Origin of the sequence: Engelhardtia mirabilis, assembly GCF_007748095.1 — a bacterium.
Classification (GTDB): Bacteria; Planctomycetota; UBA1135; order UBA1135.
In genome coordinates this window covers 463,367-488,530 of sequence record NZ_CP036287.1, presented here as the reverse complement: position 1 = coordinate 488,530, position 25,164 = coordinate 463,367, and the positions used below count along the sequence as shown (strand labels likewise).

Genomic DNA, 25,164 nt, shown 5'->3' with positions numbered 1-25,164 from the left:
TTGGCGGGGCGCTTCGCCGTGGTCTTCGACGTGAAGATCACGGCGCGCCGATCACGAAGGCCAGTCCGTCGGAGCTGGACAGGCCGTAGGGCAGGGCGGGGCAAGCCGGACCGATCCAGACGGTCTGGGCGAACAGTTGCAGGCCGATCAGGACAGGGTCGCCCGGGATCGGAATCGTGGCCTTGCCCTGGCCTTGGCCGTCGCTGAAGGCGGACAGGACGAGGAGCACGGACGAGCCGAGCACGTCCACGTGCAGGTCGCAGCCCAGGGCGAACTTGTCGGAGCCCAGGGGATCTCCGCTGGAACCGATCACCAGCAGTCCCGGGGCGAGGGGCGGCGAGCCCGCAGTGAGCACGCGGAAGTCGCCGGAGCCGATCAGGGGCGGCAGGGGCAGGAAGGTCGAGTGCGCGGAGGCGCAGCCGGCCGTGCCCGCACCGAAGTTCTCGGTCGGAGGAACGTCGCCCGCCGCGAAGGAGTAGGTCACGTCGATTCGTCCGTCGTAACCGGGGCCGAAGTTCGGCACGCCGAGCAGGACCCAGCCGTTGCCCAGGGCCACGTCGGTGCCAGCGTAGGCCGTGTCCTCGGGCGCGGGGCTGACGATGCGCTCCTGCCAGTTCCAAATACCATTGCTGTTGCGCTTCCACAGGTGGGCGGCCCCGGCCTTGACGACGCCATCCACCGTCTCGCCGCGTGCCCCGACCAGCATGCGGTCGCCGTCGAGGGCGAGGGAAATGCCGGCGTGGCTGTCGACGGGCGAACCGGGCGTCACCAGGGCCTGCGCCAGCTTCCACACGCCGCCGGCCTGGCGCTCCCAGACCCAGACGACACCGTCGTTGATACTGATCGCGTCGTGCAGGGCGGCGCCTGCCACGGCCGTGTCCCCCTCCAGGGCGACGGCGCGTCCGGTCCAGTCGTACTCCTGGACGCCCGGGGGCGTGAGCACGGCCTTGGCGACCCATTGACCCGCCGCGTTGCGGTCGAAGATCTCCAGGTGTGCGTCGTGGTCGTGGTTGATGAAGCTGGGCGCGCCCACCAAGAGGCGGTCACCGCTGAGCGCGACCGACTCGCCGAAATCCATGTTGTCCCAGTGCGTCTGCGGCGCGATGGTCGCGTCGAGGACCCAGTTGCCATCGGGCAGCAGCTCGAAGACGTGAACCACGCCGGAGAGGGCAGAGGAGAAGGGGCTCTGCCCATTCGGCGCCCCCACCGCCAGGCGGTTGCCCTCGAGGTCCAGGTCCCAGCCGAACGCAGGCTGGCTGGCCGCGCCGGGAACGAAGAGCTTGGCGGTCTGACTCCACGAGCCGCCAGGGCCGCGCTCGAAGACGTAGACCGAGCCGGACTGGAAGCCGGTCAAGGACTCGCAGTAGTCCGAGACCACCGCGCGATCCCCGTCGATCGCGACCGAGGCGCCGAAGCACGAGGGCGAGTGGGGATCGAGGGGAGTCAGGAGGTCGCCGACCTTCCACTTGCCCGAGGCGGTGCGATCGATGATCCAAGCGCCGTTGAAGCTGGCGCCGATGGCAGTGGTCCCCGAGAGGCCGACCCGGCGCCCGAAGTTCTCGCCGAGTTCGCCCGCGGGGTTGAGGAAAGAGTTGATGGCGTAGTCCTGGGCGGCGGCGAGGGGGGCTGCGGCGGCCAGGGAGACGGTCAGGGCGAGGGCGGTACGCATGGCGGTTGGTTCCTTCGAGGGATTCAGGGCTGCCCACGTAGACGGGGGTCGAGGACCCTCAGCGAATCGGCGAATCCGCCTCGATTGGGCACGAGTCGGAGACTTGCAGGGTGAGGAGAGCGGGCCGGCACCGGATCAGCCCGGGCCGGGTCGATGCGTCCCGGCAGGCCTCGAGCGCCGGCAGGCATTCACGGCGCGCCGATCTCGAAGCCCAGGCCGTCGGAGCTGGACAGGCCCAGGGGCAGGGCGGCGCAGGGTGGGCCGAGCCAAACGGTCTGGGCGAACAGGCGCAGGCCGACGAGCACCGGATCCGGGGGGATCGGAACCTTGCCCTTGCCGAGGCCCTGGGCGTCGCTGAAGGCCGGAATCACGAACAGCGCGATCGAGCCCAGCACGTCCACGTGGAGGTCGCAGCCCAGGGCGAACTTGTCGGATCCCAGCGGATCGTCGCTCGACCCGATCACCAGCAGCCCGGAGGCCAGGGGCGGCACGCCCGCTGCGTGCACGCGGAAGCTGTCGGTGCCGATCAGCGGCGGCAGGGGCAGGAACGTCGTGTGCGCGCTGGCGCAGCTCGCCGTGCCCTGGCCGAAGTTATTGGTCGGCAGCACGTCACCCGCGGCGTGGGAGTAGACGACGTCGAGTCGTCCGTCGTAGCCCGGCCCCTGGTCCGGCTCGGCGAGCAGCACCCATCCGTTGCCCAGAGCCAGGTCGCTGCCGGCAGAGGCCGCGAACTCGGGCTCGGGGCTGACGATGCGCTCGGCCCAGGCCCACTTGCCGCTGCCGTCGCGCTTCCACAGATGCGCCGCGCCAGCCACGTTGATGCCATCCACCTGCTCCGAGCGCGCACCGATCAGCAGGTGGTCGCCGTCGAGCGCTAGCGAAGCTCCGGCCTGGGCGCTGGACGGGGCGACGGGGGTCACGAGCTTCTGCACCTGCTTCCAGAAGCCGCTGGACTGGCGCACCCAGACCCAGACGGCACCGTCGTTGAAGCTCGAGGCGTCGTGGAAGGCCGCGCCCGTGAACGCGGTGTTGCCCTCCAGCGCGACGCAGCTGCCGGTCAGGTCGCCAGCCTGGACGTCGGACGGGGTCAGGACCGCCGAAGCGCTCCAAGCGCCACCCGCGCCGCGATCGAAGACCCGCACATGCCCGTCGTGGGAGATGTTGAGGAAGCTGGGCGCGCCGACCAGGACGCGATCGCCACTGAGCGCCACCGAGTAGCCGAACTGCATCCCCTCCCAGTGGTTCTGGGCGGCGAGGGTCGCGTCCAGGGCCCAGTTGCCGTCGGGCAACAGGTCGAAGACGTGCACGGCCCCGGAGACGGCGGAGGAGAAGGGGCTCTTGGACTGCGGGGCCCCTACCACGAGGCGCGTCCCCTCGAGGTCCAGGTCCCAGCCGAACTGGACCTCGGCGATGGGCGAGGGCACGAAGAGCTTGGCTGTCTGGCTCCAGGAGCCGCCGGCACCGCGCTCGAAGACGTAGACCGAGCCGGCCTGGTAGCTGGACGAGGAGTCGCAGTAGGCCGAGACCACGGCGCGGTCCCCGTCGACGGCCACGGCGGCGCCAAAGCACTTGCCCGTCAGCCCGTCGAGGGGCACGAGCGCGTCGCCGACCTTCCAGTGGCCGGAGGCGTTGCGCTCGACGATCCAAGCACCCTGGAAGCTGCCGACGACCGCCGTCGTGCCCGACAGGTCCACGCTGCGGGCAAAGGACTGGCCGAACTGACCGGTAGGGTTGGTGAAGGCGTCGAGAGCGTAGTCCTGGGCGGCGGCGAGGGGGGCGGTTGCCAGGAGTGTGGCGAAGGCGAGGAGGGTCTGCATGGCGGATGACGGGCTCCGAGTGGTTGCTGATGCCCACGCAGGCCAGTGCCGGGGTCCCTCATCGAAATGGAATTTCCAGCCAGGTGGCGAGGGCCGCCGGCGAGGTGCCGCATCGCTTCCGAATCTCCTCTCGGATTTCTCGTTCGGGCCTCGTGCCGGGCGCACTGACGAGGGCGGTCATGAACACCCGATCGCGGTCGATGCCAATCGGAGCCCGCGTCGTCCGACCTGCCAGGTCCCCGGGCGCATCCGCCCCCGGAGCTCGGCAGTCGAGTGGAGCCCTGCGGCAAGAGCCGGGCTTCGGACGACGGGCCCGTGCTCTCCGACCGGCAACCATCGTCGCCGCAACCAGGCGTTTCGAAGGATCGCTCACCCAGCCATCTCGGCAACCGAGAGCCCTGTGACTCGCGAACACCTCGTCGCGCCCCAACCCTGAAATCGCCATGCAACTTCGCCTCAATGGACTTCGTCGTCGCCCGCTCGGTGACGTTCCCACTCTCCTCCGCGCAATGCAATCGTTCGCCCTGGCGGCCCTCGCCACCAGCTCCGTCGGCGGCATTGCCACGGCACAGATGACGATCGGGGCCACGCTCGGAGGGTCCGGACCGATCAACAACGCTCACAACGGCCAGATCCGGCTTCAAGACGTCGTCGCGCCACTCGGCACCACTGGGAACAGCCTCCTGTTCACCCACCAGTCCGTACTGGGGGTCGACAACAAGTGGGTCGACGGCACGGGAGGGCTGTCGGCGTCCTACGACTACACCCTGCTGATTCAGATCGATGCGCCGGGCAAGTGCTGGACGCTCGACATCACGAACTGGCGCAAGGGTCAGTTCGGCGCCTACGACGATGGCAACAAGGGCTGGGCGCACGCCGACCTCGGGAGCGTCACTTGCAAGGTCGACGGAGTGCACCATCCGGCACTCGATCTCGGCGGCGGCGGCGGCCAGACCAACACGAACGACAAGGACAACGACGTCTTCATGAACGTCGATACCCCGAAGGCGACGAGCTCGATAATGGGCACCGGTTCCCAGACCATCAGCCTCAACTACTCGTGGTCCGCCTACGTGGGCTCCACCGTCGCGTTCGTCTCCGGCGGCGACGAGGGCCTGATCCTCTTTGGCCTCGACCCGACCCTGGGCGGCAACAGCGAGTTCGAGCATGGAAGCAACCCCGACCCGAGTTGGGGGCTGTCGACGCAGCTGACTTTCAAGGCAATCACCGCCCCCGCCTTCCTGAATCCTTGCCCGAAGAACGTCATCGCCTGCATCGGCGCTAAGGCGGTGCTGAGCGCGGGGGGCATCGTCGGGGACAACCTCACCTACACCTGGGTCAAGGTCGACCCCTTCGGGAATGTCAGCGTCGTCGGCAACCAGGAGAAGCTCGTCATCGTCCCGGCCACCGTGGCCGACATCGGTAGCTACACGCTCACGATCAGCAACGAGTGCGGAGTGATATCGGCCTGTCCGATCTTCCTATATGTGCTGCCCTGCTCGCCGTTCCCGGTTTGGCAAGGGGCCGCTCCGTTCGTGCTCTCGCTCGGTCCGGGCGTGAGCCCGCCCGTCGGCCCGGCCAAGCACGGTGGTGTTCTCGGCGCGACACTTCCGACGGCCGCACCACTCTTGCCGTCGACCGGGCCGAACTAGTGTCCTGGATCGGAAATTCGGCGTCACTGCCCGGAGGTCCGATCGATGCTGGCTAGGCGCGCCGACGACGGGTATCCGCTGCGATACTCGGAGGAGGCGCTGGCGACGCCAGCGGCGATCGGAGCCCGGGAAGTGACGCCGAATTTCCGATCCAGGACACTAGCCCGACATCCGGTGCCGCACACCGTGCATCGTTCTTGGCGCCGATGAGTACCGCAGCAATATCTGGACAGCCGACCCATGGGTCGATGGGGCACGGTCGTCTTGCGGTACTTCTCGACATCGAAGACGACACACGGTGTGCGGCACCGGGGGGCACGGTGTGCGGCACCGGGGGCCGCGGCGCCGGGGGGGAGCCGAGCGCGGTCGCCATGGGGTCGGCTGCGTCGGAGTTCGTCGGGGTTGGCGGCCACGTCCCGTAGCCGACGGAAGGCCCGCCGGGGGCTCCGAACCGCGTTGGGTGTCCCCGCCGACGCGGGATCCCGCGGGCCACCGGCTCACGACTTTGGCAATTCCCCCAGGATCGAAGTGGGCGTGGGCTCGTTCGTCGAGCTCGGCAACGGTGGGCGCCCGATGCACCAGGTCGACGCCCCGCTCGGGAAGCGCCGTCGAGGTCCCGATGAATCGGCAGCTTGCGCGGCTCCGAAGGGTACGGACTACGTCTTGGTGGGTGAGCGCCCCCTGCCGCTCCGAACGCCAACTCGCGCCTCCCCCAGAGCGCGGCGGTCGTCGTCCCCCCTTGCTGACGACCCACATCCCGTGCCGCACACCGTGGAGGTGGAGCGGCACGGACGGCACCGAGGCGCGACCGGCGCCAACTACTGGTTCGGGTAGAGCTTGTCCCGGATGCCTTCGCGCGCCTTCTCTGCACGCCGCTGGCGCGTCTCGGGCCGCTTCGCCTCGCCGACGTAGGTGGCCCAGGCGCCTCGCATGGACGGAGACATCTTCGAGTAGAGCTCGGCGACCTGCCGGTCCTCGTCGAAGACCGCTTCGAGCTCCGGCGGCACCTCGACCGTGCGCGGCTCGGGGTCGAGCTCGAGCTGAACGTCGACGCTGTCTCCCCGGGAGGCCCCGATTCGACCGAGCAGCTCGGAGCGGACCAACAGGCGCGGCACGCCACCGCTGCGGCTGACCGTCCCGAGGAACGGGACGCCCCCGATCGTGCCGCGCACCGGCGCGCGCGCCCGCCCGAGCTCCCGATAGATCGCGTCGGGCACGACGACGAAGGTCCAGGTGTCGTAGGGCGCCTTCTCCCCGGCCACGAGCTCGGACTCGAAGTGGTGCATGGCTGGTGCTGCGATTGGAGCACAGCGCGGCGGGAATGGCGATCTGGGCGTGCTCCTGGGGCACCGGGTCGCGGCACCGGGTCGCGGCACCGGGTCGCGGCACCGGGTCGCGGGGCCGACCGCAGCGCGCGAAGCCGTAGGATCGACCACCGTCGCGGGCCTCGCGCGACGGTGCAATGCCTCAGTCTCTCAACCTGGAGAACAACCATGCTCGAGCGAATCGTCCCCGCTGCACTGCTCCTCGCAGCGACGGCCCTGCCCGCCAACGCCCAATTCTTCAGCTGCGACAAGATCACGGGCGTGTCGGTGGCGTACACCCCCGGCGGTCCGAAGTCATTCTGCCTGAAGATCGTCCACGGCAGCTTCGACCTCATTGCCTTCCCCTGCGCCTCCAGCGGCTTCATCATCACCAGTAGCCCCTCGGGGACTTTCTCATGGGGCACTGCCGGCGGCTGGAATGGCTGCGTTGGCGTGCTTGCGAACACCACCCCCTTCGACTTCGACGTGAATCCGCAGCTCCCGGTCTTCTACCTGCGCCACGCCTTCTCGGGATCGCCGAACAAGTTCGGGTGCCAGCTGACCTACGGACCCTTCTTGAACCCGAACGCCTCGTTCAAGCCGTACGGCGAGCTCGACGACACCGGCGCAACAGCGAACGTCATGACCCTGGTCGGTAGTGGCGGGAGCGGGCTGCCCTCGACCATCGACGCGGCCGGAGCGCCCAGTGGAGCGATCGGGCTGTTCGCCGTGTCGACGGCCGCTGGCGCGACGCCGCTCCTGGGCGGGACCTTGTACGTCGACCTCGGCACCGCGGTTCTGGTTCCGAGTCTCGCCGATGGCGCGGGCCAGGCGTCCCTGGCCTACACCGCTGGACCCGCGTTGGCGGGGGTGTCGATCTTCGCCCAGGCGGCGTTCGACGATCCGCTACAGAGTGCGGGGTTCGCGCTGAGCCACGGCCTCGAGATCGTGCTGTAGCCCCAGGGCGCAGCGCACAGCTGGGACGACGAACCTCACGGTGCCCAGCGTTCGAGATCCGCGCCCGGTCGAGTCCAAACGGCAGGCACCGGGCGCAGATTCCGGTAGCCCTCGAGGGTGAGCGCCGTTGGCGCTCGCCGTAGTCCTGACCCGCCCCTACGACCGCACGAAGTCGGGCCAGCGCCGCATGTAGTCGATGAACGCCTCACCCAGGGCGTTCGCGCGCAGGTGGTCGGCGGTATAGGGCGGGCGCTGCGGCTCCCAGCCCGGGGTCGCGGCGTCGAGCGGCCAGCGGGCGTGCCCGATCGCGGCGCGCGCGAGCCCGATCATGTCGGCTCCGTGCGCGAGGACCTCGTCGGCCTGGGCCGGCGTCCAGACCCCTCCGGTGGCGATCACGGGGACCTCGGGCCCGACGGCGTCGCGGAACCATGTGGTGAGCGGACGATCCGAGTCCGGGTGCGCGGCGGGCGGCTTGAAGCTGTCCCAGTTGGAGACGTGCAGGAAGTCGACGCCGTCCTCCACCAGCCAGCGCGCGACCTGGAGCGAGTCGGCGAGGGTGACGCCCATGTCGGGCACCTCGGGGGACAGGCGCACGCCGACCAGGAAGGTGTCGGGGACGGCAGCCTTGACGGCTGCGAGGATCTCGCGGACGAAGCGCGCGCGGCGCTCGAGCGAGCCGCCCCATTCGTCCTCGCGGGTGTTCGTGATGGTGCCGAGGAACTGGGTGATCAGGTAGCCGTGGGCTCCGTGGAGCTCGACGCCGTCGAAGCCCGCCGCGGCGCAGCGCACGGCGGCGGAGGCGAAGGCCGCAATGGCGCCCTCGATATCACGCTCGGTCGCCGGCCGCGGAGGCTCGAAGTTCGGAGCGTCCAGCTCGAACGCACTGGCGCTCCAGGGTTGGAGGCCCGTCAGCCGTGAAGGGGCCCGGACACCGCCGTGGAAGATCTGCGCGAGGGATGTGGTTCCCGCAGCGTTCAAGGCCTCGGCGAGACGGGTCAACCCCGGGAGCAGGGCGTCGTCGAACACGCCCAGCTCCCCATCCCAACCCTGACCGTCGCGCGCCACGTGCGCCGCGCAGGTGGTGACGATCCCGAACGACGCCCGCGCCGCGAGCCAGGCCAGCTCGTCGTCCGAGAGGGAGCCGTCGGCATGACTCTGCTTGTTGGTCATGGCCGCGAGCACGACCCGGTTGGCGATGGAGTGCCCGGTACGGGGAAACCGGAAGGGCTGGAGGACACGCGGGGTGTGCATGGCCCGAGTCTATGGGAGCGAGGGCGTGCTCCGCTCTACGGGCAACGCGGAGTCGAGCGCGTCAGTCCAACTGCAACTCGACGGCGTTGGCCTGGCCCGGCGCCACCGTCACCGAGAACGACGCCCGCGAATCACCCCAGCGGGCGACGAGCTCGACCTCGCCCTCCGGAACGCCGGTGATCTCGAGAGTTCCGTCGGGGCCGGTCGCAAAACCCGCGGGGGTCGACTGGAGCCCGAAGACCGGGTACTCCTCGAGGTTGTAGTCACCGAAGGCGGACTGGCGGACGGAGATGGCGACGGCCTCGGGCGCGGCACTCCCACCGTGCGTCACCTGGATCCGAAGCACACAGGGACGTTTCAGCTCGCGATCTACCGTGTCCCCGTCGACCGTTGCGTCGACGATTGCATTGATCGGAAGCCAGCGCGGGTCGCTGATGCGCGCAGATACCGAGCCCGCCCCGACGCCGTCCAGCCTGGCGACGCCGCCTGCGTCGGTGACGGTGGTGCCTCCGAGTGACCGAACGTTGGAGACGTTGACGAAGGTCACCTGCACGCCCTCCTGCGGCCCCGTCGGGTCGCTGAGTCGGATGCTGACGGACGCGTCGTCGCGCAGTTCGATCGTCAGGGGCCGCTCGCGCGAGGCCGCCGACTGGCGCTCGAGTGCCACCACGGCGAAGCCGAATGCCGAAGCTCCATCGGTGGCGACCGCATCCAGGACGAGTTGGTCGTCGATCGGCCCGTCGTAGACCACCAGGCCGTCAGCGTCGGTCGTTCCACGAAAGAGGTGTTGCTCACCTCGCGGAGTGCGCCCGAGTACATCGACGCCAGCGGCTGGCTCGCCGCCGGAGTCGACGACCCTGACCCAGAAGGGACTGGGTCCGCTATCGAGATCGAGAACAGCGTGTGGCTCGGTAGTGGTCATTGCGGTCTTGCCGCTCGCAACCGAGTCGGCGGCCTCTTCGGCCCACAGGTCGACTCGACAGGATCCCAGGGGCAGGCCGTCCACGACGATGCGGTCTTGCCCTGGACCGAGGGGCACCCGAATCGTCTGCTCCAGCCCTTTGAAGGCCGCCGCATCGCCCACCGTCAGGACGACGTCGAGCCAGGTCCACGGCGGCTGACCCTCTTGGATTGGAAGCAACACCTCGAGGCTCCCTGGCCCGTCGACCTGGATCGCCTGACTATCGACGCTCGGTTGAACGACGAACCAGAACCATCGCTGGCGGTCACCCTCGGCCTCGATCAGATGGCCGAAGTAGGAGCCGAAGGCGACGCCCTCGAGCACCACTTCGTCGGATTCGAGCGTGCGCCGAGCAATGGGCGTGGGGCCGGTGGCTTCGAACTCGGCGCCGGCCAGACCGTGGCCCTGGCTGGACTCGAACCGCAGGATGAAGTCCGCCAAGGGCATCAGTCGCAGCTCGACCTCGACGACCGATGTCACCAGGTCCACCTGTTGCACGAGTGGCGTGTGCCCGGGACCCGTGGCGCGCAGATCGATCCGCCCCTGCGGGGGAATCGCGAGCGCGAGTTCGAAGCGGCCCCCCGGGCCAGCGACGACGGGCTCGGGAAGAGTCGCGGTCGCTCGTCCGGCGAGGTTCAAGACTGGAGTCACTCTGGCCTCGTCCAGAGGATCTCCGGTTCGACTGTCGACCACCCGCCCTCCGATCACGACTCGAGGGCCGAACTCGAGCACCACCGACCGCTCATCGCCGGGCCCGATCGATGCCAGCGATGAGCGCGAGCCGTCCGCGAGGATCGCAACGCAATCCAATCCTCCGGCCGGGGCCTCGTCCGTCGCGAAGGCACCCTCCGCGTCCAGTTGGACCTCGACCCGAACCGGCTCGTCGGCGCCGGCGCCGCGAATCAGGAGGCCCAGCTCGGCGGGAGGCATGGTCAGACCCTCGACGCGTCCGACGAGGCTGGCGGCGGGCCGCAGCAACAGGATCTGCGCTTCTTCGCCGTCGGCCGGCAGCACGAGCCCGGTTCGCCTGGCCGGCGCGTAGGAAGGCGCGCGCGCGACGACGTCCAGCTCGACGCCGCTCGGCAGGGCGCCGCCCAAGAAGTACGGGTAATCGGAGCTGTGGTCGCGATCCGCGGTCCGCACGATGCGGCCCGCCTCCCCCACCCAACTCAGCTCGACGTGGGCGTCGCGTAGGTCTTCGTTCGTTTCGAGATCGCGAAGAAGAATCCACAGGTCTGCGCCGAACACGGCCTCGAGGGAGAGCCGCACGAGTCCACCGACCGTGCCCTGGTCGAAGAGGGCCGCGCGGGGCTCGATGCTCTCGCCGTCCAGACGCACGCGGTAATCGCCGGCGCGGTGGGGAACAGCCATAGGCCCGAATGCGCCGTCGTCGCGGGGGACGCAGGACGCGAGCTGGAGCCAACCGTCGGATTCGCGGTGATCGACGACGACTGCGGGAGGGATCGTGTGCTCCTCGACCGCGTCGCCCCAGCCCTGAACCTGCCCGGCGACGTAGAAGGTCGACTCGAGCTGGACCGTTCCCGATTCACCCAGGCCCAGTCGCAGCCACGGGGAGGCTTGGTCCTGGACACTCGCACGCACGAGCACTTCGTCGAGCAGCGGGCCGATCGGGCCCGGCCCGGCGGGCAGCTCGGCAGTGCCGCGCTCGTCCGTCACCGTGCGGTAGAAGAAGAGCGCGCGGGCGTGGGCGACGATCGGAATGTCGAAGCCGCCCTGCACGATCGCCGCAGGGAGCCGGACCTCCACGTTGGCACCGGCGACTGGCGAGGCATCGGGCGCGAGGACAGTGACCCGCCCCACCGGCGCGCGCTCGAGAACGACCGGCTGGTCCAGGAGGGACTCGGCTTGCTGGTAGTCGGCGGTGACCGCCACGGCGCGATACCCGGGTCGGGCAGCCCAGAGCAGGGGGCCGAACCAGGCCTCGTTCGCTCTGGCGAGGTCGGGCGCTGCGTCGAGGTAGCCGCCGTCGACCGTCACGCGGACATCGGCCTCGTCGAGCAGGTCTTCGGTCGGGCTGAGAGTGGCCCCCGCGCCGTGGGCCCAGAAGCGCGCGTGCCAGGCGAGGAAGATGACCTGGGCGCCGTCGATGCCTTGGCCAGACTCGTCGATGACGAAGGGGGTTTCGAGGCCGGCCTGCGCCGAGCGGCGACCGGTTCCCTGCTCGGCGCGGGCGGAAGCGATGGGTGACGGGGATCGAGGGGTCGTCGTCGAAGCGGTCGGTGCTTCCGACCCGCTCGGCTCCGTTGCGTTGGTCGACCCTGCACTGGATTCGGACTCGACCTGCCCAGCGGCATCGCCCCTCTGCTCGCCCGCCGGATCGGACGAGCCCCGTGCCCCGAACCAGTAGACCCCGGCCGCGAGGGCAACGAGGACCGCGAGGATTGCAATGAGTCGCTGCATCTTGGTCGGTCGAGGGCCGTGGACCTGCAAGCCGCGGGCGCGGGCACGTCTGCCGAAGGCTCAATGGCCCGGCGGCGGTCCCGACGGTACCTGGCCAGCGGGGCCCGGTACCTCTTGCCCCCCGGTCCTGGCGGGTTGACCACTCGAGCCACCGTGCGCGGCCCGCGGGGACGGGCATGGAATCGGAGACTTGGCCGGTGAATGAACACGGACGGGGATGCCGCCGGTCGAGCCCTGGGCCGGCAACTCCGCGGGGCAGGCCAGGGCAGCGATGACGAGGATCAGTGCTCGCTTAAAGGAGCGCACGGACGACCTCCAAGACGATGGGGTTGCTATCGGTCTGCAGCTCGGCGGCGATGCGGCGGGCCCCATCGCTGAGCACCAACTGTCCGCTGCGTCGGGCTGCGATTCGGTTCTTCATGAGTACCTCGGCTTCCGCCAGATGGCCCGGGTCGAAGGTCGCGAGGTGGCCGAGAGCGCGGTCGATCTGATCGCCGTCCTCGGCGCGGCTGCCTTCGCAAGCCCGCTCGACTGCTGGCCGCAGCCGCTCGGTCGCGCGCTCGAAAACCAGAGTTGCATCGGATTCGAGGTCGCTGGTCATCGCCGACTCGATCCCCGGCGCCTCCGACTGTGCGTCATGGTCACCTCTCTCGAGCAGGTTCATGGACGTGAGCGCCAGGCCCAGAACCACGAGCGCATGAAGGAGCCTTCGCATGCCGAGCAGCCGCGCCGGTGCAGCGCGTCAGCGCCCGGAAGGAGGGCCGGAGGGCGGCTGACCGAAGTTCCTCTTCACAGCCGAGGGTGGAATCGGCGGCGGCGAGGGTTGGGGGGTCTGGGGCCCAGCCTTGGTCGTGCCGCGGGCGACAGGAGACTGGACGGGGTTGCCCCTCTTGGCCGGAATCCCCCCGGTTCCGCCCTGCGCGGATAGATCCGCCGGAAGGGCCAAGGCCGCAAGTATCACGATGACGGCTCGACTAAAGGAGCGCACGGACGACCTCCTCGACGATTGTGTTGTGGTCAGATTGCAGGTCCGCCGCCAGGCGCCGCGCCTCGTCGCTGAGCGTGAGGGCACCCGTGGCTCGTGCCGCGGCGCGTCGGCCCATCAAGGCTTTCGCCTCGTCGATGTAACTCTCGTCGAAGGTCGCGAGGTGCTGGATCGCTCGATGCGCCTCAGCAGCATCTGCAGAGCGGATGCTCTCAAAGGCCCACGCCGCCGCTGGCCGAAAGCGCTCGGGCGCGAGATGGGCGGCACGTCGGAGCCATCGCAGACTGATCGCGCCATCGCCGTCATCGCCGCCGAGGATGTTCAGCCCTTCTGCGGCGTAGCTCTGCACGGCAGGCGTCTCGTCCACGCGGAGCAGGTTCGAGAAGGCTCGTCCGGCTGCGTCGGCGGAGCCTTGCGCTCGCAGGGCATAGGCGAGACCAATCTGGGCATCCGGCCTCGCGACCAGCCGAATCGATGCCGCGAACAGGTACTCCACCGTCGACGCATTGGCTGCCCCCGAGGCGACGGCGCCGCAAAGAGCGTCACCACCGTCGAGCAGATCGATCAATCGGAGTGTCCGGTCCCGGCGCACCGGGTCGACCATGGCCGGACCGTCGACGGCCACGTCCTCGAACCCGGGCACCCCCGCCGCGACCAGCGCCTTGCCCGAGCGCGCGAGCGCCGCCGCCAATTCGAAACGTCGCGTGTCGAGCACTTCACGCTCCGCTGCGCTCATCGAGCCAGACGAACGGCCCACTGCGCCACCATCAGGCCGCCGCACGAGCTTGTCCACATCAGCGGTCGTGACGCCCAACAACACGCTCTCGCGCTGCTTGCCGATGTCCCCCAGCAGCTCGCGCAGCTCGGGGCTGATGTCGTTTGCTTGGGAGGTCATCGGGAGTCCTCCGGGACGCCGTCGAAGGCGTCGTCCTGGGCCCACCAGGGCCCGATGGTATCGTCGGCCACCTCGCGCCAGCTGGGGGCTCGGGGATTGATGCCGGCCGCAGCGTCCAGGCCGCGCTGGGCATTCTGGCGCAGGCGATCCTCGGGCCCGAGGCCGGCCGCGAGGGCCTCGGCGATCGTGCGGTGCTCGATGAAGAGCGCAAAGAAGGTCTCGCGGCACTCGAGTGGCAGGCCGTTGAACTGGACCGAGACGAAGAGGCTGTTCTCGGGCACCACGAAGCAGGCCTTCACGAAGAAGTCGTAGTGCGAGAGGTCTTCGTCGTGGGTGAGGCCCTCGCGCAGGGCCTGGGCGTCCTTCAACAGGACGTCACCCGTGGCCTCGTCGATGCGCTCGTGGAACCAGTCGGCGAGGGTCTCTTCCGGCGGCATGTCGCCGTTCATCTCCGCCGCGGCGATCGCGATGCGTGAGCAGGCGCGCCGAAAGACCCGTTCCGGATCGAGCAGGAAGTAGGTCGTCCGGAGCCGCGCCGCCGTCGCCGCCTGCAGGTGAAGCGAATCGTGCTCCGCCAGACGAACCAGCGCTTCTTCCGCACTCCGCCGTGCGAGCCCCCAGACCCACGACGCGTCGGTAGTCGGCTGGAATGCCGGCGCAGCAGCTTCTGATCGACCTGACGGAGGGGGCGACGTCATGGGAAATCGACGGGTCTCGACGGTAGCGATGCACCGCGGAGAATGACAACCGCTGGCGATTGTCGACCCGCCCAGCGGATTCGTCTACGAAGTTGCAAGATGTTCGAGTTGGGCGATCGGGGCGCTTCGGCGAAGTGTTGGAGCCGGGAGCGGGATCGAGCCGTGGGGACCATTCGACCCAGCAAGTGAGCGAAGTGATTCCTGGACAACGGCGGACGGGAAGACTCCGGGGCGCAGCCGTCCCTGGGGACGGCTGGAGGGCCTGCGCTCGAGCCGCCGATCGGATCATGCCTACTACCCCGATCGCCTCAGGTCGGGTGCGGCGCGCAGCCTTGCGAGGATCGGCTCCGCGACGGTGGCCGGGAAGCCGGTGCGGTAGCTCCACGGCGACCGCGTCGGCGACCTCGCGCCCGCGCGCGAGGCATCGCTCGACGAGCTCGGCGGCACGGTCCTCGGCGAAAGGTGCTCGGCGCGCCGTCGTGAGCCAGTGGCGTCGGTGAACCTCGGCCCAGTGGTAGTGACGGTCCTTGTCACCGGTGACCGCCATCGCCAGCTTCAGCTCCTTCTCGTGCAGGTCGCGCCGCGCGACGGATGGCCAGGCCGAGATGACGGCGTCGGCGAGCTGAGGCCACGGGCGAAGAGGTGGAGCGAGAGGTTCTTGGCGTGGCCGTCGATCGCCGCGAGCAGCCAGAAGACGACCCGGGTCGTGAAGCAGCGCTCCGCCGCTTCGACGGGCTCCGTGGTCCGGCGTGTCAGCTGGACGCAGGCGGCGATTCCTGGGCCGCCGTCCCCTTCGTACTTCTGCTCACGCGGCAGGCCCAGGGCCTGCAGCAGGTCCTCCTGGGGCTGTCGGACGATCCAACATCCATCCTTGGACGGCGCGCGGTCGGAACGCATGACCACGAGCGCCCGCCGTTCGCCGAAGTCCTCGATTCGCGATTCGGCCACCGGCAGTCCATGGGCGCAAGACTCGCGAGCACAGCCACTCGTCCTCGACGCTTTCAGCCAGGTAGAGACCGCTCGGGAGGCGTCCGATGGCGGGTTTGAGGATGTGGGTCGTCGGCGTCGCGCCGAGGGGCAGGTGCCAACGGCCGTCGCGCTGCAGGAGGGCGGTCTTCCCCTGCGCGCCGGCGACCGAGATGCGGAAGTCACTGCGGTCAGGAAGCATGCCGTGCGTGCGGCGCGGCAGGGATGCGAGCAGTGCCTCGACCTGGCTGTCGGACAGTGGCTCGGCGTCGATGCGACGCACGTCGGGCACGTCCGTCTCGTCCTCGTCCACGAGCTGGATCGCGCCGATGCAGTCACGCCCCACCTCCGCCAAGAGGTCGACCGCGCGGGTCGAAGCCGCACCGACCGTGGATCGCATCCGCTCGCGCATCGAGCGGTCGTCGGGCAGCAGATTGTCGAACCCATGCTCGACCACGGCGTCCCGTCGTGCGGTGTCGCCCAGCGGGATCGAGAGCGACAGCGGTACGGGTCCCGCGCTCGCGAGCCAGGAGTCGTCGTAGGCGAACTCCAGCGCGCGGTTCTGGACCTCGGCGGGCGTGCCGACCCAGAGGCCGTTCATGGCCACACGGAGGCGGCGCCGCTTTCGTCGAGCCACGGCCTCACTCCTCCCAGGGGCCCGCGGGTGGGGACGCTGGTCGACGTGGAGCTGGAGGTCGAGAGCCCCCATCACGTCGAGCACGCGGTCCAGGCGCATGCGAGCCTTTGCGGTCTCGAGCTCGCTGATCATGGACTTGCTGCAGCCGGCTCGGCGGGCGAGCTCGGTCTGGGTCCAGCGCTTGCGGGCGTCGCGGAGGACCTGGGCCAGGGCCTCTAGGTTCGGGATGGTCAGCATGGCGTCGATTCCGGCTTTCCCGGAACTCCATCGCTTCCGCAGAATCCGGAATGGAGCAAGTTCCGGTTTTTGCGGAAGGGTGGGCATCGGCAGAGGGGCCCGCTTGCAGAACGGAGATGGCACCACCGATCTGCGCGGTGAATGTGCCAGGAGGGGCCCGCCAGTCCACTCGGAGCGACGGCGCGCCGGCCGATCCCCTCGTGCATCCCCACGGCACTGCCGTGATCTTGCACTGCGTGATCACGACTCGAGAAAGGCGATGCACTACCCCCGCCTTCGTCCTGCGCCGCGACGACGACTTCCTCACGATCGAGGTCAAGTCGCGGCACCGGTTCCATCCCGGCCAGCCCACGGGGCTGCGGGCGATCTGCGAGCTTCCGCGGTTCGTGCGGCGGGTGGTCGCGCACCCTGGCGTGCGGGAGCTGGTGACCGAGGATCGGGATCGAGGTATGGGGCTAGAGCGCTTCAGCGCGGCGTTGGCGGATGGATCGCTGTGGCGCCAACAACGACCAGGGCCACCAATCCCCGCAGAGGGTCCGCTTCAGCCGAGTGAGCTGCGTAGTTCAGCCTCGCCTCGACGTCGCGAAGACCAGTATCACTGGCGGGCGAGCACGGCACGAATCGCGGATTCGCGGCGGTCAATTGCAAGGAAACATTCGAGCGGCGAGCCCTCCTCACTCCGAATCTCCACTTCGCCCTGCCGCGAACGCTAACTCACGGCCAGCGCGCACGACCCCTTCGAGCTCCAGTCGCTCGACGATCTCGCTGCGGCGCCCGAACCACTTGTCGGCTTCGAGCGCCGTCCGACCGATCTCGTCGAGCTCACCTACTCGCCGCGCGAGCAGAGCGAAACTGCCGTCTCGCCGGCACCAGCTGACAAGATCGGCCAGGTCGTGACCGTGTCGCCGGAGTCGGTTCTCCTCGTACTCGAGACGGCCCGAGTCCCTCTCCGCGTCGATTCGGCCCTGCTTGTCCCGAACCGCCTTGAGCTTGAGGAGCGCGAGCGATGGCAGGTCAGGTATTGAAACGAGCGCGTCGCGACTCCCGACGAGTACGCGCACCTCGACCCACTCGCCGATGAATTCGATCCAGGGTGTCCGAGCCGCATAGAAGTGCGGAGGGCCGCCGTCGAGTTTGGCCAACTCCCATGCCGGCGGTCGGCGCGATTGACGCCCCACCGACGGCGAACCGCACAGGAACTCGACCGCGATCGGGTCGTCGGCATGGACGAATTGGAAGCGGCCCGATCGGGACTGCCGCCAGCCCTCGGGACGCTCGAACCCGAGGACCGCCATGAGTCCGAGGAGCTCCTGCGCGAGCTCGATCGTTCGTCGTTCGTTGCCGAGCCCGTCCGAGACCAAGGCCCAGTCGAGGTCCTTCGTCATTTCGCGGCGTGTGCCGAGCGAGCCCGCCCACAGGATCATCGCGGCTCCGCCGACGAGGTGGAGGGTGAGGTCGCGCTCCTGTGCGGCGGACGCGACCTCGGCCAGGTGGACGAACAAGGGCACGTCCCCCTTCAGCTCGATCTCCATCGCTTCCTCCATCCTTCGATGCCTTCGAGGGCGGCCTCGCGGGCCACCGGTGAGTCTCTGCGCGCGCCCTCGGCGAGGCCGAGCAAGGAACTCAGTCGTCCGCGGCGAGGTGCGAGCACGTTGAGCGGTACGCGCGTCGCGACTCGCAGCTCGACCATAGGCCCGGACTCCGTGGTCCCTGCCGGCTTGCCGAGCAGCGCCTCGATCGCTCCCTCGTCCTCGCGAGCGACGAGGTAGTCGGGTGGCTCGACGATCGCGCCGGACTCGTCCATGAGCACCTTCGACACGCCGTCCACAACCCGCGCCGCCAGGTCTGGCGCGAGGATCGGGCGTAGCCCCCCGCGGGGCCAGGGATAGCGCGCTGCACGCCCGACGCCGGCAAGCCTGAAGTCGCGCACGATCGCTTCGACGACTTGGGCTCGATCGAGGCCGTGCTGGCCGAGGATCTTCAGCGCACGAAGGGCCGCCAGCAGGTTGCTCGCCGCGACGGCAGTCAGCGCGATGCCTGTCTCGAGACGCAGCGCCTCGATAAGCTCGACCTGAGAGCGGTCGAGCGACTCCTCGAACCAACCAGAGTCCCGGCACTCGACGACAGCGGCCAAGACGGCGCACTGGTATGGCGTGAGTCGAGCCTCGGTGAGGTCGACCTGGACCAGGAGCACCAGACCGGGCTCGACCGCGAACACTTCGCCGGACCGGAGGTCGACGTAGGAGCGGCCTTCCTCGCGTCGCACGGCTCGCTCGGCTTTGGACCAGCGGCCGACGTCGGCGGCGGGGATTCGGACGGTCTGCGACCCGTGGCGCAACGACAGGCCCCCACGATCCACCCGTGCGCCCAGGTCCGGGAAGTACATCTCGAGCTGCGAGGCGAGGCGCTTGAGGTCGGGGGCGTTCGAGGTCATGGCGGCTGAGCCGGGGTCGGATCTTGCTCAGCAAGACCCTAGCTCTTTCTCAGAAATCCGAGTCGAGTTTCTCAAAAAATGAGTCCACCTTTCTGACAAAGATAGAGCTGAAGAAGTCCCCTGATCCCGAGCGGAGCCTCAACAACCGCCGGAACCCGCGCCCGGCCAACTCGCGGAGCTGCCGCGGTTGGTGCGGCGACACGCGGTGCACCCTGGTGACGGGGACTTGGTGGCCGAGGCCGGGATCGAGGTTTGGGGGCTGGAGCGCTTCAGCGCGGCGTTGGCGCAAGGAGCTCTCTGGCCTCGAGGTGACGCACCGGGGGGCTGAGGGCGGCCTCGTCGCCCGGACTCAGGTCGCCTGGACAGGATTCGCTGTAACCCTCGCGAGCGCCGTTCGTCTCCCCCATCGGTGAACGCCGCCGATCCCGCACCGACCCTCGGCGAGGCCGTGGGGTGGCACCTGCGCGCGATGCGTGCCAAGGGGTGCAGTGCGCGCTCGCTCGAGACGCTCGAGGGGGAGCTGCGCCTGCACCTGGGGGACTGGCTCGGGCGCCGGCTCGACGGGCTGCGGCGCATGGAGGTGGCCGAGCGGCACGAGCTCTTGACCGGGGGTAGCGGGCCGTACCTGGCCAACCGCGTCATGCAGCAGCTGCGGGCGGTCTGGAACACGGCGGCGCGGCGCTGCGAGGGACTGCCGGCCGTCAATCCCGTCATCGCCGTGACGTTCAATCGCGTTCGACGGCGACGCGAGCCGGTGCCGTGGGAGGAGTTGCCGGCCTGGGCGACGCGGGTGGCCGGGCTCGGGAACGAGGTGCGGCGGGACCTGCAGTGGTTCCTGCTGCTGACCGGTCTGCGCAGCCTGGACGCGCGCACGGTGCGTTGGGAGGACGTGGCCTGGACTGCGGAGGGCGCAACGCTCCACCGGCCGCGGCCCAAGGGCGGCGAGGATCGAGCGTTCACCGTGCCCGTGGCGTCGGCGGTCGAGGTGCTCCTGGCACGGCGGCGCGCTCGCAACGGGACCTTCCTCGGCGAGGACGACGACGGCTGGGTCTTCCCCACCCGCGACCACGCGGGCCGGGTGACGCACGTGGCCGAGGCGAAGGAGCAGAGGGTGGTCGACGGGCGCAAGGTGCGCTGGCTGCCCTCGCCCCACCGCCTGCGCGACACCTTCGCCACCGCCGCGCATGAGTGCGGGACGCACCCGCTGGACCTGAAGGCCCTGATGAACCACGCCCTGCCCGGCGGCGGGGATGTGACGGCGGGCTACATCCGGCCGTCGGTCGGGCACCTGCGGGGTGAGGTGGAGCGGGTGGCGGGGTTCTTGGTGGAGCGGGCGGGCGTGTAGGAGACCTCGCAGCGTCTGCGGCGGCGGCCCGTCGGCCACCGCTCATAGCCTGCGAACCACGAGCGCAGCAGCTCGGGCTCTCGCGGCTGACACGCCGACAAGCACGAGAGCAGCCATACGCCAAGCGCTGCACCGCTTACATGCTTTGCGCGAGCAGCGCGTCGACTTCCGCTACCAGCCGTTCGAGGTTCGTCGAAACCACGCCCCAGACCACCCGATCATCAACTTCCGCGTACCCGTGGATCAGGATGTTCCGGAACGCAACGATCCGCCGGTGGTCCGTGATCTCGGCCGAGATCGAGTCGTCGTGCTTGCGGAGCTGGTTGAGCGCCTCGCCGATGATCTCGAGCTGCCGCTCAACAGCAGAGCGCATCATCGCGTCCGCCAAGTAGTCCTCGAGCGATCATTCGGCAGTGAAACTCAGTGCCCGCTGTGCCGCTGATCGCACGTCGTGCAGGTACTTGCTCGCTCTTCGGTCCATCGGCGACCTCAGGCAGCAAACAGCGGCTGGCGGGTCTCGTCGATCTCGTCACGGAGGTAGGGATTGGTCACCGCCGATTCCACCACCAGGTCGATACGCCGCTCGAAGAGATCCTCGAGATCGGCCAAGAGGCCGAAGAAGGCATCGGCCCGAGCAACCGGATCTTCGTCCTCGAACTCCACGATGAAGTCGAGGTCGCTGGAGGCAGGGTCAAAACGCCCCGTCGCCGCGGAACCGAACAGGTCGAGACGCCTGAGCCGGTGGCGCCGACAGAGCGCGCGAACCTCTTCGAGCCTCTTGCTGAGCAGATCGATCACGCCACCAGACTACACAACGGCCACTCGGAGTCGCCGCCCAGGCCGAGGATGCCGCCCTCACACCGCCGTCAGGGGACCTCGAGAACCCGAGTACCAGGCCGCTGTCCTCGAAGTCTCCCCATCAAGCGGTGGAGCGCGGAGGGCGGCGTCCGCACGCTTCTCGGCCGAGGACCTGCTCCTGGCAACCGACCCACCGCCCCGCCGCTTCGAGCCACGACCGAACCATCCACCTCCGCGGCGGCAGCCACCACCGCGCTCGGTTCAGGACCGGATCGAGGGACTCGAGAGCTCGCACCACCGGACCCCGGCCAGCCCACTCGACACGATCATCCAGCCTTCGCCCCCGAGGCCCAGGAACTGCCCCGCCCACTCCCCCCCACGCTCCCCGATAGCAGGCCGATCAGGTAACCTCGCGGGCCGAGCGCCCGTAGCTCAGCAGGACGGCCGAGCGCCCGTAGCTCAGCAGGACGACTGCGGTTGGGTCTTCCCCACCCGCGACCGCGCGGGACGCGTGACGCACGTGGCCGAGGCGAAGGAGCAAAGGGTGGTCGACGGGCGCAAGCTGCGCTGGCTGGCGACGCCAGCCTTCCCGGGGGCCCGCAAGAGGCGACGGCGGACGATCGTCGACGGAGAGGTCGAGGGCGGCCATGAGGTGCAGCGGGCGCTCGACGTGCAAGGTCGTCTTCGATCCTGCGGTCGACGTCGAGAACGCGCGCGCCGAGCCCGAACTCCTTCTCGACCGGCACTCCATGCCGCTGGTCCTGGACGAGATCCAATGCGCGCCCGAACTCGTGCCGGCCCTCGAGCGACGGAGAAGGTCTTGCGGCTGAGCGACCGGGAACTCGCGATACCCTGGGACCTGGCGCCGATGAAGAGTGAGTGAACTCGCATTCGAGACTCACCCGGCGTGCAGGCCAACCAGGCTAGGAGTCTGTGCCGTCGCTCTCGAGCCACGCGACGTCGGCCACGTCCTGCGGCCGCCCGACGGCCCGCTTGTTCCGGATCAGGTGTTCGCGGCTGATCACCGGAACCTCCACGGCCCCGAGCTCGACGGTCAGCCGGTCGCGCCAAGCCTCGCCAAACTCGACGCCGTCGATCGACGTCAAGACGTCGATCCGGCGGGGCGGGAGCCCAATCTGGTAGACGACATCGATCGAGACGAGGTCCTCGACGGTGAGCTGGCCGAGCGGCGCGCCGAACTGCGCCAGGGCCCGCCACACTTTGGCAGCGTTGCCGGGCGTCGGGTTCACCCAGAGATCGAGGTCACCTGTCGCCCGAGGTCGACCGTGCGCAGCCAAGGCGTGCGCGCCGACGACCAGGTACTCAACGCCGCCCGCGGAGAACGCGGACAAGATGTCGATGTGATCGCGGTTCATCGATCGAGCCTTCCTTGAACGCCCACGCGTCGAGCGTGAGCTGCCAGACCATGGCCACGCGCTGCGACGGCGTCAGACGACGGTAGTCATCCGCGTCGTCATCGTCATGCAAGCCCCTGAGCCTCGTCGGGTAGTCAGAGCGATCCACCCGGGCAGTCTACCGGAAGCCTTGTCCGAAGCGACGCCGATAGGAGCGCCGACAAGGCCCGGTCGACGAGCCGTCACCGGTGCGCGGGCGCTCTCACGCGCCCCCTCGATCGCTGCTCGGCAGAAGGGCTCCGCCCCGGCTGAGCCGGCCATCCGGTCGATGCACCGCTCGAATGGATCCACGAGGCCTGCGAGGAGCCCAAAAAACGTGCCGGCGAACGCGACCGGATGGAGGTCGACCTACCCAAGCACAGCCGGACTCGATCGGGCCTCCCAACCGGGCCAGACCCTGCGCGGTTCGACGCCGTGAATCGCCGTGCCAGCCACCCCCGCGAAACCCATCCACGACTCGGCAGGGTCCGACGCGCACGATGCTCGGGTCGACCGCGAAGCATCCACGCTCGAGGGCTTGCGAATCCGGCGCGCCGTTCTCCGCGCCGGGCTCGAGTCGCCACCGAGTCGGCCGGGCCGCGCCCGGCGACGCCGTGCCCCAAACGCCGCCCTGGATGGCGCTGGCCCGATCCGACCCTCTCCTCGAACGCCCGGTGATTGGGTACCCTCCCCTCCCGAGCGCCCGTAGCTCAGCAGGATAGAGCACCGGTTTCCTAAACCGGGGGTCGTGGGTTCGAATCCCGCCGGGCGCACCATTCCCACTGCTCGCCATGTGGTCAGACGTTGAAACCGATCAGGACTACCTCAACTACACCGAGGTCGCCGAGCTTGCTGCGAACCTGATTCGCCAGCGAACGCTCCTTCCAATTTCCATTGGCATCTTCGGTGGCTGGGGATCGGGAAAGTCATCGCTGCTCAAGCTCGTCCACAAGGAGCTGAACGAGAGAGAAGGCGACAGGTACCTCCACGTCGAGTTCGACGCCTGGCTCTACCAGGGATTCGACGACGCCCGAGCGGCTCTCATGGAGGCAATCTCGGCGCGGCTCGTCGAGGCAGTCGAGGAGGGTTCACCCCTCGGCGAGAAGGTCAAGAGGTTTGCCAAGCGGGTCAACTACTTCCGCGTGCTTGGTCTTGGGATGGACGTGGCTGCAACCGCGATGGGCGCACCGACGCTGGGCGCATTCACGGCCGGAGGTGCTGCCCTGGGAAGGATGTTCTCGGGGGATGGCACGGGGGAGGATGTCGGGCAGATCAAGGAGACTGGAAAGGCTGCCAAGGACATTGCGAGTGGCCTGGTGAAGCCGGGCGAGCCGGTCACTCCGCCAAAGCAGATCGCCGCGTTTCGTGAAGAGCTGTCCGAGATTCTGGAGAATCTCGACAAGGTGCTCGTGGTCTCGATCGACAACCTCGACCGATGCTTGCCCACCAACGCGATTCACACTCTGGAGGCGGTCCGACTGTTCTTGTTCGTTGACCGGACGGCGTTCATCGTCGCAGCGGACGAGGACATGATCCGTTTCGCCGTCACCGAGCACTACGGCCGCCTAGGGGAGAGGCACGTGAAGGACTACCTGGACAAGTTTATCCAGGTCCCCATCAGAGTGCCACGCCTCGGTGTGGCCGAGGTGAGGGCCTACATGATGCTGTTGTTCTCCTCGCTGGCCGTCGGCAGGGATGTTCACGAGGGCATTCGAGCAAACCTCCAAGTTGCGCTGCGGGAGAGCTGGAGCACCGACGAGTTCAGCTCTGACAGGTATCTTGAGGGGGTCGCTGGTGAACCCCGAGCCAAGCTTGAGCTCGGCTTTGGGATCGCCACGCGCATGGCGAGGCTCCTGGCCCGATCGTCCCACGTTGGTGGCAACCCACGAACGGTCAAGCGCATGCTCAACGTCGTGCAGATGAGGTCCGAGATCGCCCAGCGCCGTAAGATGCCCGTTGATGCCGCGCTAATTGCCAAGGTCGCGCTGTTCGAGCGCTGCACCGACAGCGCGGCGACCGCAGCCCTCTACGGCCTCATCAACAGCGCGGACGCTGGCGCGCCACCGATTCTGATGGACCTTGAAGGAGAGGAGGATGAAGAGGCCCTCGTCAAAATGTGCGCTGATTCGTTCGGCGAGCAGCATGCCCCCTTCATCAGGGACTGGGTTCGGCTCGAACCCGCTCTCGGCGGAGCCGACCTGAGGCCCCTGGTCTACCTGAGCCGCGAGACGCTTCCACTGGCCTCGGCCGACGGCGCGCTCTCACCGGCCGCTGAGAAGGTGGTTCGGACCCTCCTGCTCGTGAAGTCAAAGAACTCACCGGGGGCGAAGGGTGCATTGAAGGCACTCGGAGACGAGGAGAAGGCCCAAGCAATGGCCACGCTCACCGCGCAGCTGCGCCGGACCAGCGATTGGTCTTCGGCCCCGGACGGCTTCAAGGGGCTGCTGATCCTGGCGGAGGAGACGCCCGAGTGCGGACGAATGGCTCGGCAGTTCATCGAGTCGCTGCAATTTGGGAAGCTGCCGGGGTGGATGAACGTGTTGGTCAAGAACCAAGACTGGTACACGGCGGAGTAGTAAGTGGGAACGTCAACATCCAGCTCCGGGCCTGGCTCCGGGTCGCCCCTCGTGCCGCCGTGGGCCGACCCCACGCCTGACGTACCCCTGCCCAAACCCGACCCGCAGCGCTTCCGTGAGTTCCGGACGGCTCTTGGCCGGTTCGTTGGAGGCGGCGAGCGGCGCCA

The 25,164-nt window shown here is 68.9% G+C and carries 19 protein-coding genes and 1 tRNA gene; 5 read left to right on the top strand and 15 right to left on the bottom strand.

Going from position 1 to position 25,164, the window contains the following annotated elements; all coding sequences use genetic code 11:
* Nucleotides 1–37 precede the first annotated feature (37 nt).
* Nucleotides 38–1,669: a hypothetical protein gene (locus Pla133_RS01840; protein ID WP_145061799.1), complete on the bottom strand. Its 1,632-nt coding sequence runs from the start codon at nucleotides 1,667–1,669 to the stop codon at nucleotides 38–40.
* A 188-nt stretch (nucleotides 1,670–1,857) separates the two neighbouring features.
* Entirely contained in the window at nucleotides 1,858–3,486 is a 1,629-nt protein-coding gene (locus tag Pla133_RS01835; protein ID WP_145061797.1) for a hypothetical protein, read from the bottom strand.
* A gap of 509 nt (nucleotides 3,487–3,995) precedes the next feature.
* On the opposite strand from Pla133_RS01835, the gene Pla133_RS01830 reads away from it, so the two are divergent.
* Entirely contained in the window at nucleotides 3,996–5,138 is a 1,143-nt protein-coding gene (locus tag Pla133_RS01830) for a hypothetical protein (RefSeq protein WP_145061794.1), read from the top strand.
* An 818-nt stretch (nucleotides 5,139–5,956) separates the two neighbouring features.
* Here the strand turns inward: Pla133_RS01830 and Pla133_RS01825 are convergent.
* Nucleotides 5,957–6,424 carry a YdeI/OmpD-associated family protein gene (locus tag Pla133_RS01825; protein WP_145061792.1) on the bottom strand — a complete coding sequence of 156 codons (468 nt, stop codon included), beginning with the start codon at nucleotides 6,422–6,424 and terminating at the stop codon, nucleotides 5,957–5,959.
* A gap of 207 nt (nucleotides 6,425–6,631) precedes the next feature.
* On the opposite strand from Pla133_RS01825, the gene Pla133_RS01820 reads away from it, so the two are divergent.
* The gene (locus Pla133_RS01820) at nucleotides 6,632–7,399 is read left to right on the top strand and encodes a hypothetical protein (RefSeq protein WP_145061790.1); all 768 of its coding nucleotides are present in this window, start codon (nucleotides 6,632–6,634) and stop codon (nucleotides 7,397–7,399) included.
* A 156-nt stretch (nucleotides 7,400–7,555) separates the two neighbouring features.
* On the opposite strand, the gene Pla133_RS01815 is transcribed toward Pla133_RS01820, so the two are convergent.
* The 9 genes from Pla133_RS01815 to Pla133_RS01775 all read right to left on the bottom strand — a co-directional run bounded on the left by Pla133_RS01815 (nucleotide 7,556) and on the right by Pla133_RS01775 (nucleotide 18,884).
* A complete protein-coding gene (locus Pla133_RS01815) occupies nucleotides 7,556–8,650 on the bottom strand; it encodes an NADH:flavin oxidoreductase (RefSeq protein WP_145061788.1) in 1,095 nt (364 codons plus the stop codon).
* A gap of 61 nt (nucleotides 8,651–8,711) precedes the next feature.
* Nucleotides 8,712–12,032 carry a hypothetical protein gene (locus tag Pla133_RS01810; protein WP_145061786.1) on the bottom strand — a complete coding sequence of 1,107 codons (3,321 nt, stop codon included), beginning with the start codon at nucleotides 12,030–12,032 and terminating at the stop codon, nucleotides 8,712–8,714.
* Between the two features lie 292 nt (nucleotides 12,033–12,324).
* On the bottom strand, nucleotides 12,325–12,747 hold the full coding sequence (locus Pla133_RS01805; RefSeq protein ID WP_145061784.1) for a hypothetical protein: 423 nt from the start codon (nucleotides 12,745–12,747) through the stop codon (nucleotides 12,325–12,327).
* Between the two features lie 259 nt (nucleotides 12,748–13,006).
* Nucleotides 13,007–13,912, bottom strand: a complete 906-nt coding sequence (locus Pla133_RS01800; protein WP_145061782.1) for a hypothetical protein — start codon at nucleotides 13,910–13,912, stop codon at nucleotides 13,007–13,009.
* Entirely contained in the window at nucleotides 13,909–14,610 is a 702-nt protein-coding gene (locus tag Pla133_RS01795; protein WP_145061780.1) for a hypothetical protein, read from the bottom strand. The genes Pla133_RS01800 and Pla133_RS01795 overlap by 4 nt, the downstream gene beginning before the upstream one ends.
* Nucleotides 14,611–15,165: 555 nt before the next feature.
* Complete coding sequence (locus Pla133_RS01790; protein ID WP_419192029.1) at nucleotides 15,166–15,513, bottom strand: HipA domain-containing protein; 348 nt, start codon at nucleotides 15,511–15,513, stop codon at nucleotides 15,166–15,168.
* Nucleotides 15,416–16,450 carry a HipA N-terminal domain-containing protein gene (locus Pla133_RS01785; protein ID WP_419192028.1) on the bottom strand — a complete coding sequence of 345 codons (1,035 nt, stop codon included), beginning with the start codon at nucleotides 16,448–16,450 and terminating at the stop codon, nucleotides 15,416–15,418. Before Pla133_RS01785 ends, Pla133_RS01790 begins: the two co-directional genes overlap by 98 nt.
* A gap of 674 nt (nucleotides 16,451–17,124) precedes the next feature.
* Nucleotides 17,125–17,982, bottom strand: a complete 858-nt coding sequence (locus Pla133_RS01780) for a hypothetical protein (protein ID WP_145061774.1) — start codon at nucleotides 17,980–17,982, stop codon at nucleotides 17,125–17,127.
* Complete coding sequence (locus Pla133_RS01775; RefSeq protein WP_145061772.1) at nucleotides 17,967–18,884, bottom strand: hypothetical protein; 918 nt, start codon at nucleotides 18,882–18,884, stop codon at nucleotides 17,967–17,969. The genes Pla133_RS01780 and Pla133_RS01775 overlap by 16 nt, the downstream gene beginning before the upstream one ends.
* Before the next feature lie 409 nt (nucleotides 18,885–19,293).
* Between Pla133_RS01775 and Pla133_RS01770 the strand changes: the two genes are divergently transcribed.
* On the top strand, nucleotides 19,294–20,229 hold the full coding sequence (locus Pla133_RS01770; protein ID WP_145061771.1) for a tyrosine-type recombinase/integrase: 936 nt from the start codon (nucleotides 19,294–19,296) through the stop codon (nucleotides 20,227–20,229).
* A gap of 136 nt (nucleotides 20,230–20,365) precedes the next feature.
* On the opposite strand, the gene Pla133_RS01765 is transcribed toward Pla133_RS01770, so the two are convergent.
* The 3 genes from Pla133_RS01765 to Pla133_RS01755 all read right to left on the bottom strand — a co-directional run bounded on the left by Pla133_RS01765 (nucleotide 20,366) and on the right by Pla133_RS01755 (nucleotide 22,403).
* Nucleotides 20,366–20,617, bottom strand: a complete 252-nt coding sequence (locus Pla133_RS01765; RefSeq protein ID WP_419192027.1) for a HepT-like ribonuclease domain-containing protein — start codon at nucleotides 20,615–20,617, stop codon at nucleotides 20,366–20,368.
* Nucleotides 20,618–20,718: 101 nt separating this feature from the next.
* Nucleotides 20,719–21,027 carry a nucleotidyltransferase family protein gene (locus tag Pla133_RS01760; RefSeq protein WP_145061768.1) on the bottom strand — a complete coding sequence of 103 codons (309 nt, stop codon included), beginning with the start codon at nucleotides 21,025–21,027 and terminating at the stop codon, nucleotides 20,719–20,721.
* A 923-nt stretch (nucleotides 21,028–21,950) separates the two neighbouring features.
* Entirely contained in the window at nucleotides 21,951–22,403 is a 453-nt protein-coding gene (locus Pla133_RS01755) for a hypothetical protein (RefSeq protein ID WP_145061766.1), read from the bottom strand.
* A gap of 717 nt (nucleotides 22,404–23,120) precedes the next feature.
* Here Pla133_RS01755 and Pla133_RS01750 point away from each other — a divergent pair.
* Both Pla133_RS01750 and Pla133_RS01745 read left to right on the top strand, forming a co-directional pair.
* A tRNA-Arg gene (locus Pla133_RS01750) sits at nucleotides 23,121–23,197 on the top strand.
* A gap of 15 nt (nucleotides 23,198–23,212) precedes the next feature.
* The gene (locus Pla133_RS01745) at nucleotides 23,213–24,997 is read left to right on the top strand and encodes a KAP family P-loop NTPase fold protein (RefSeq protein WP_145061764.1); all 1,785 of its coding nucleotides are present in this window, start codon (nucleotides 23,213–23,215) and stop codon (nucleotides 24,995–24,997) included.
* Nucleotides 24,998–25,164: the final 167 nt, after the last annotated feature.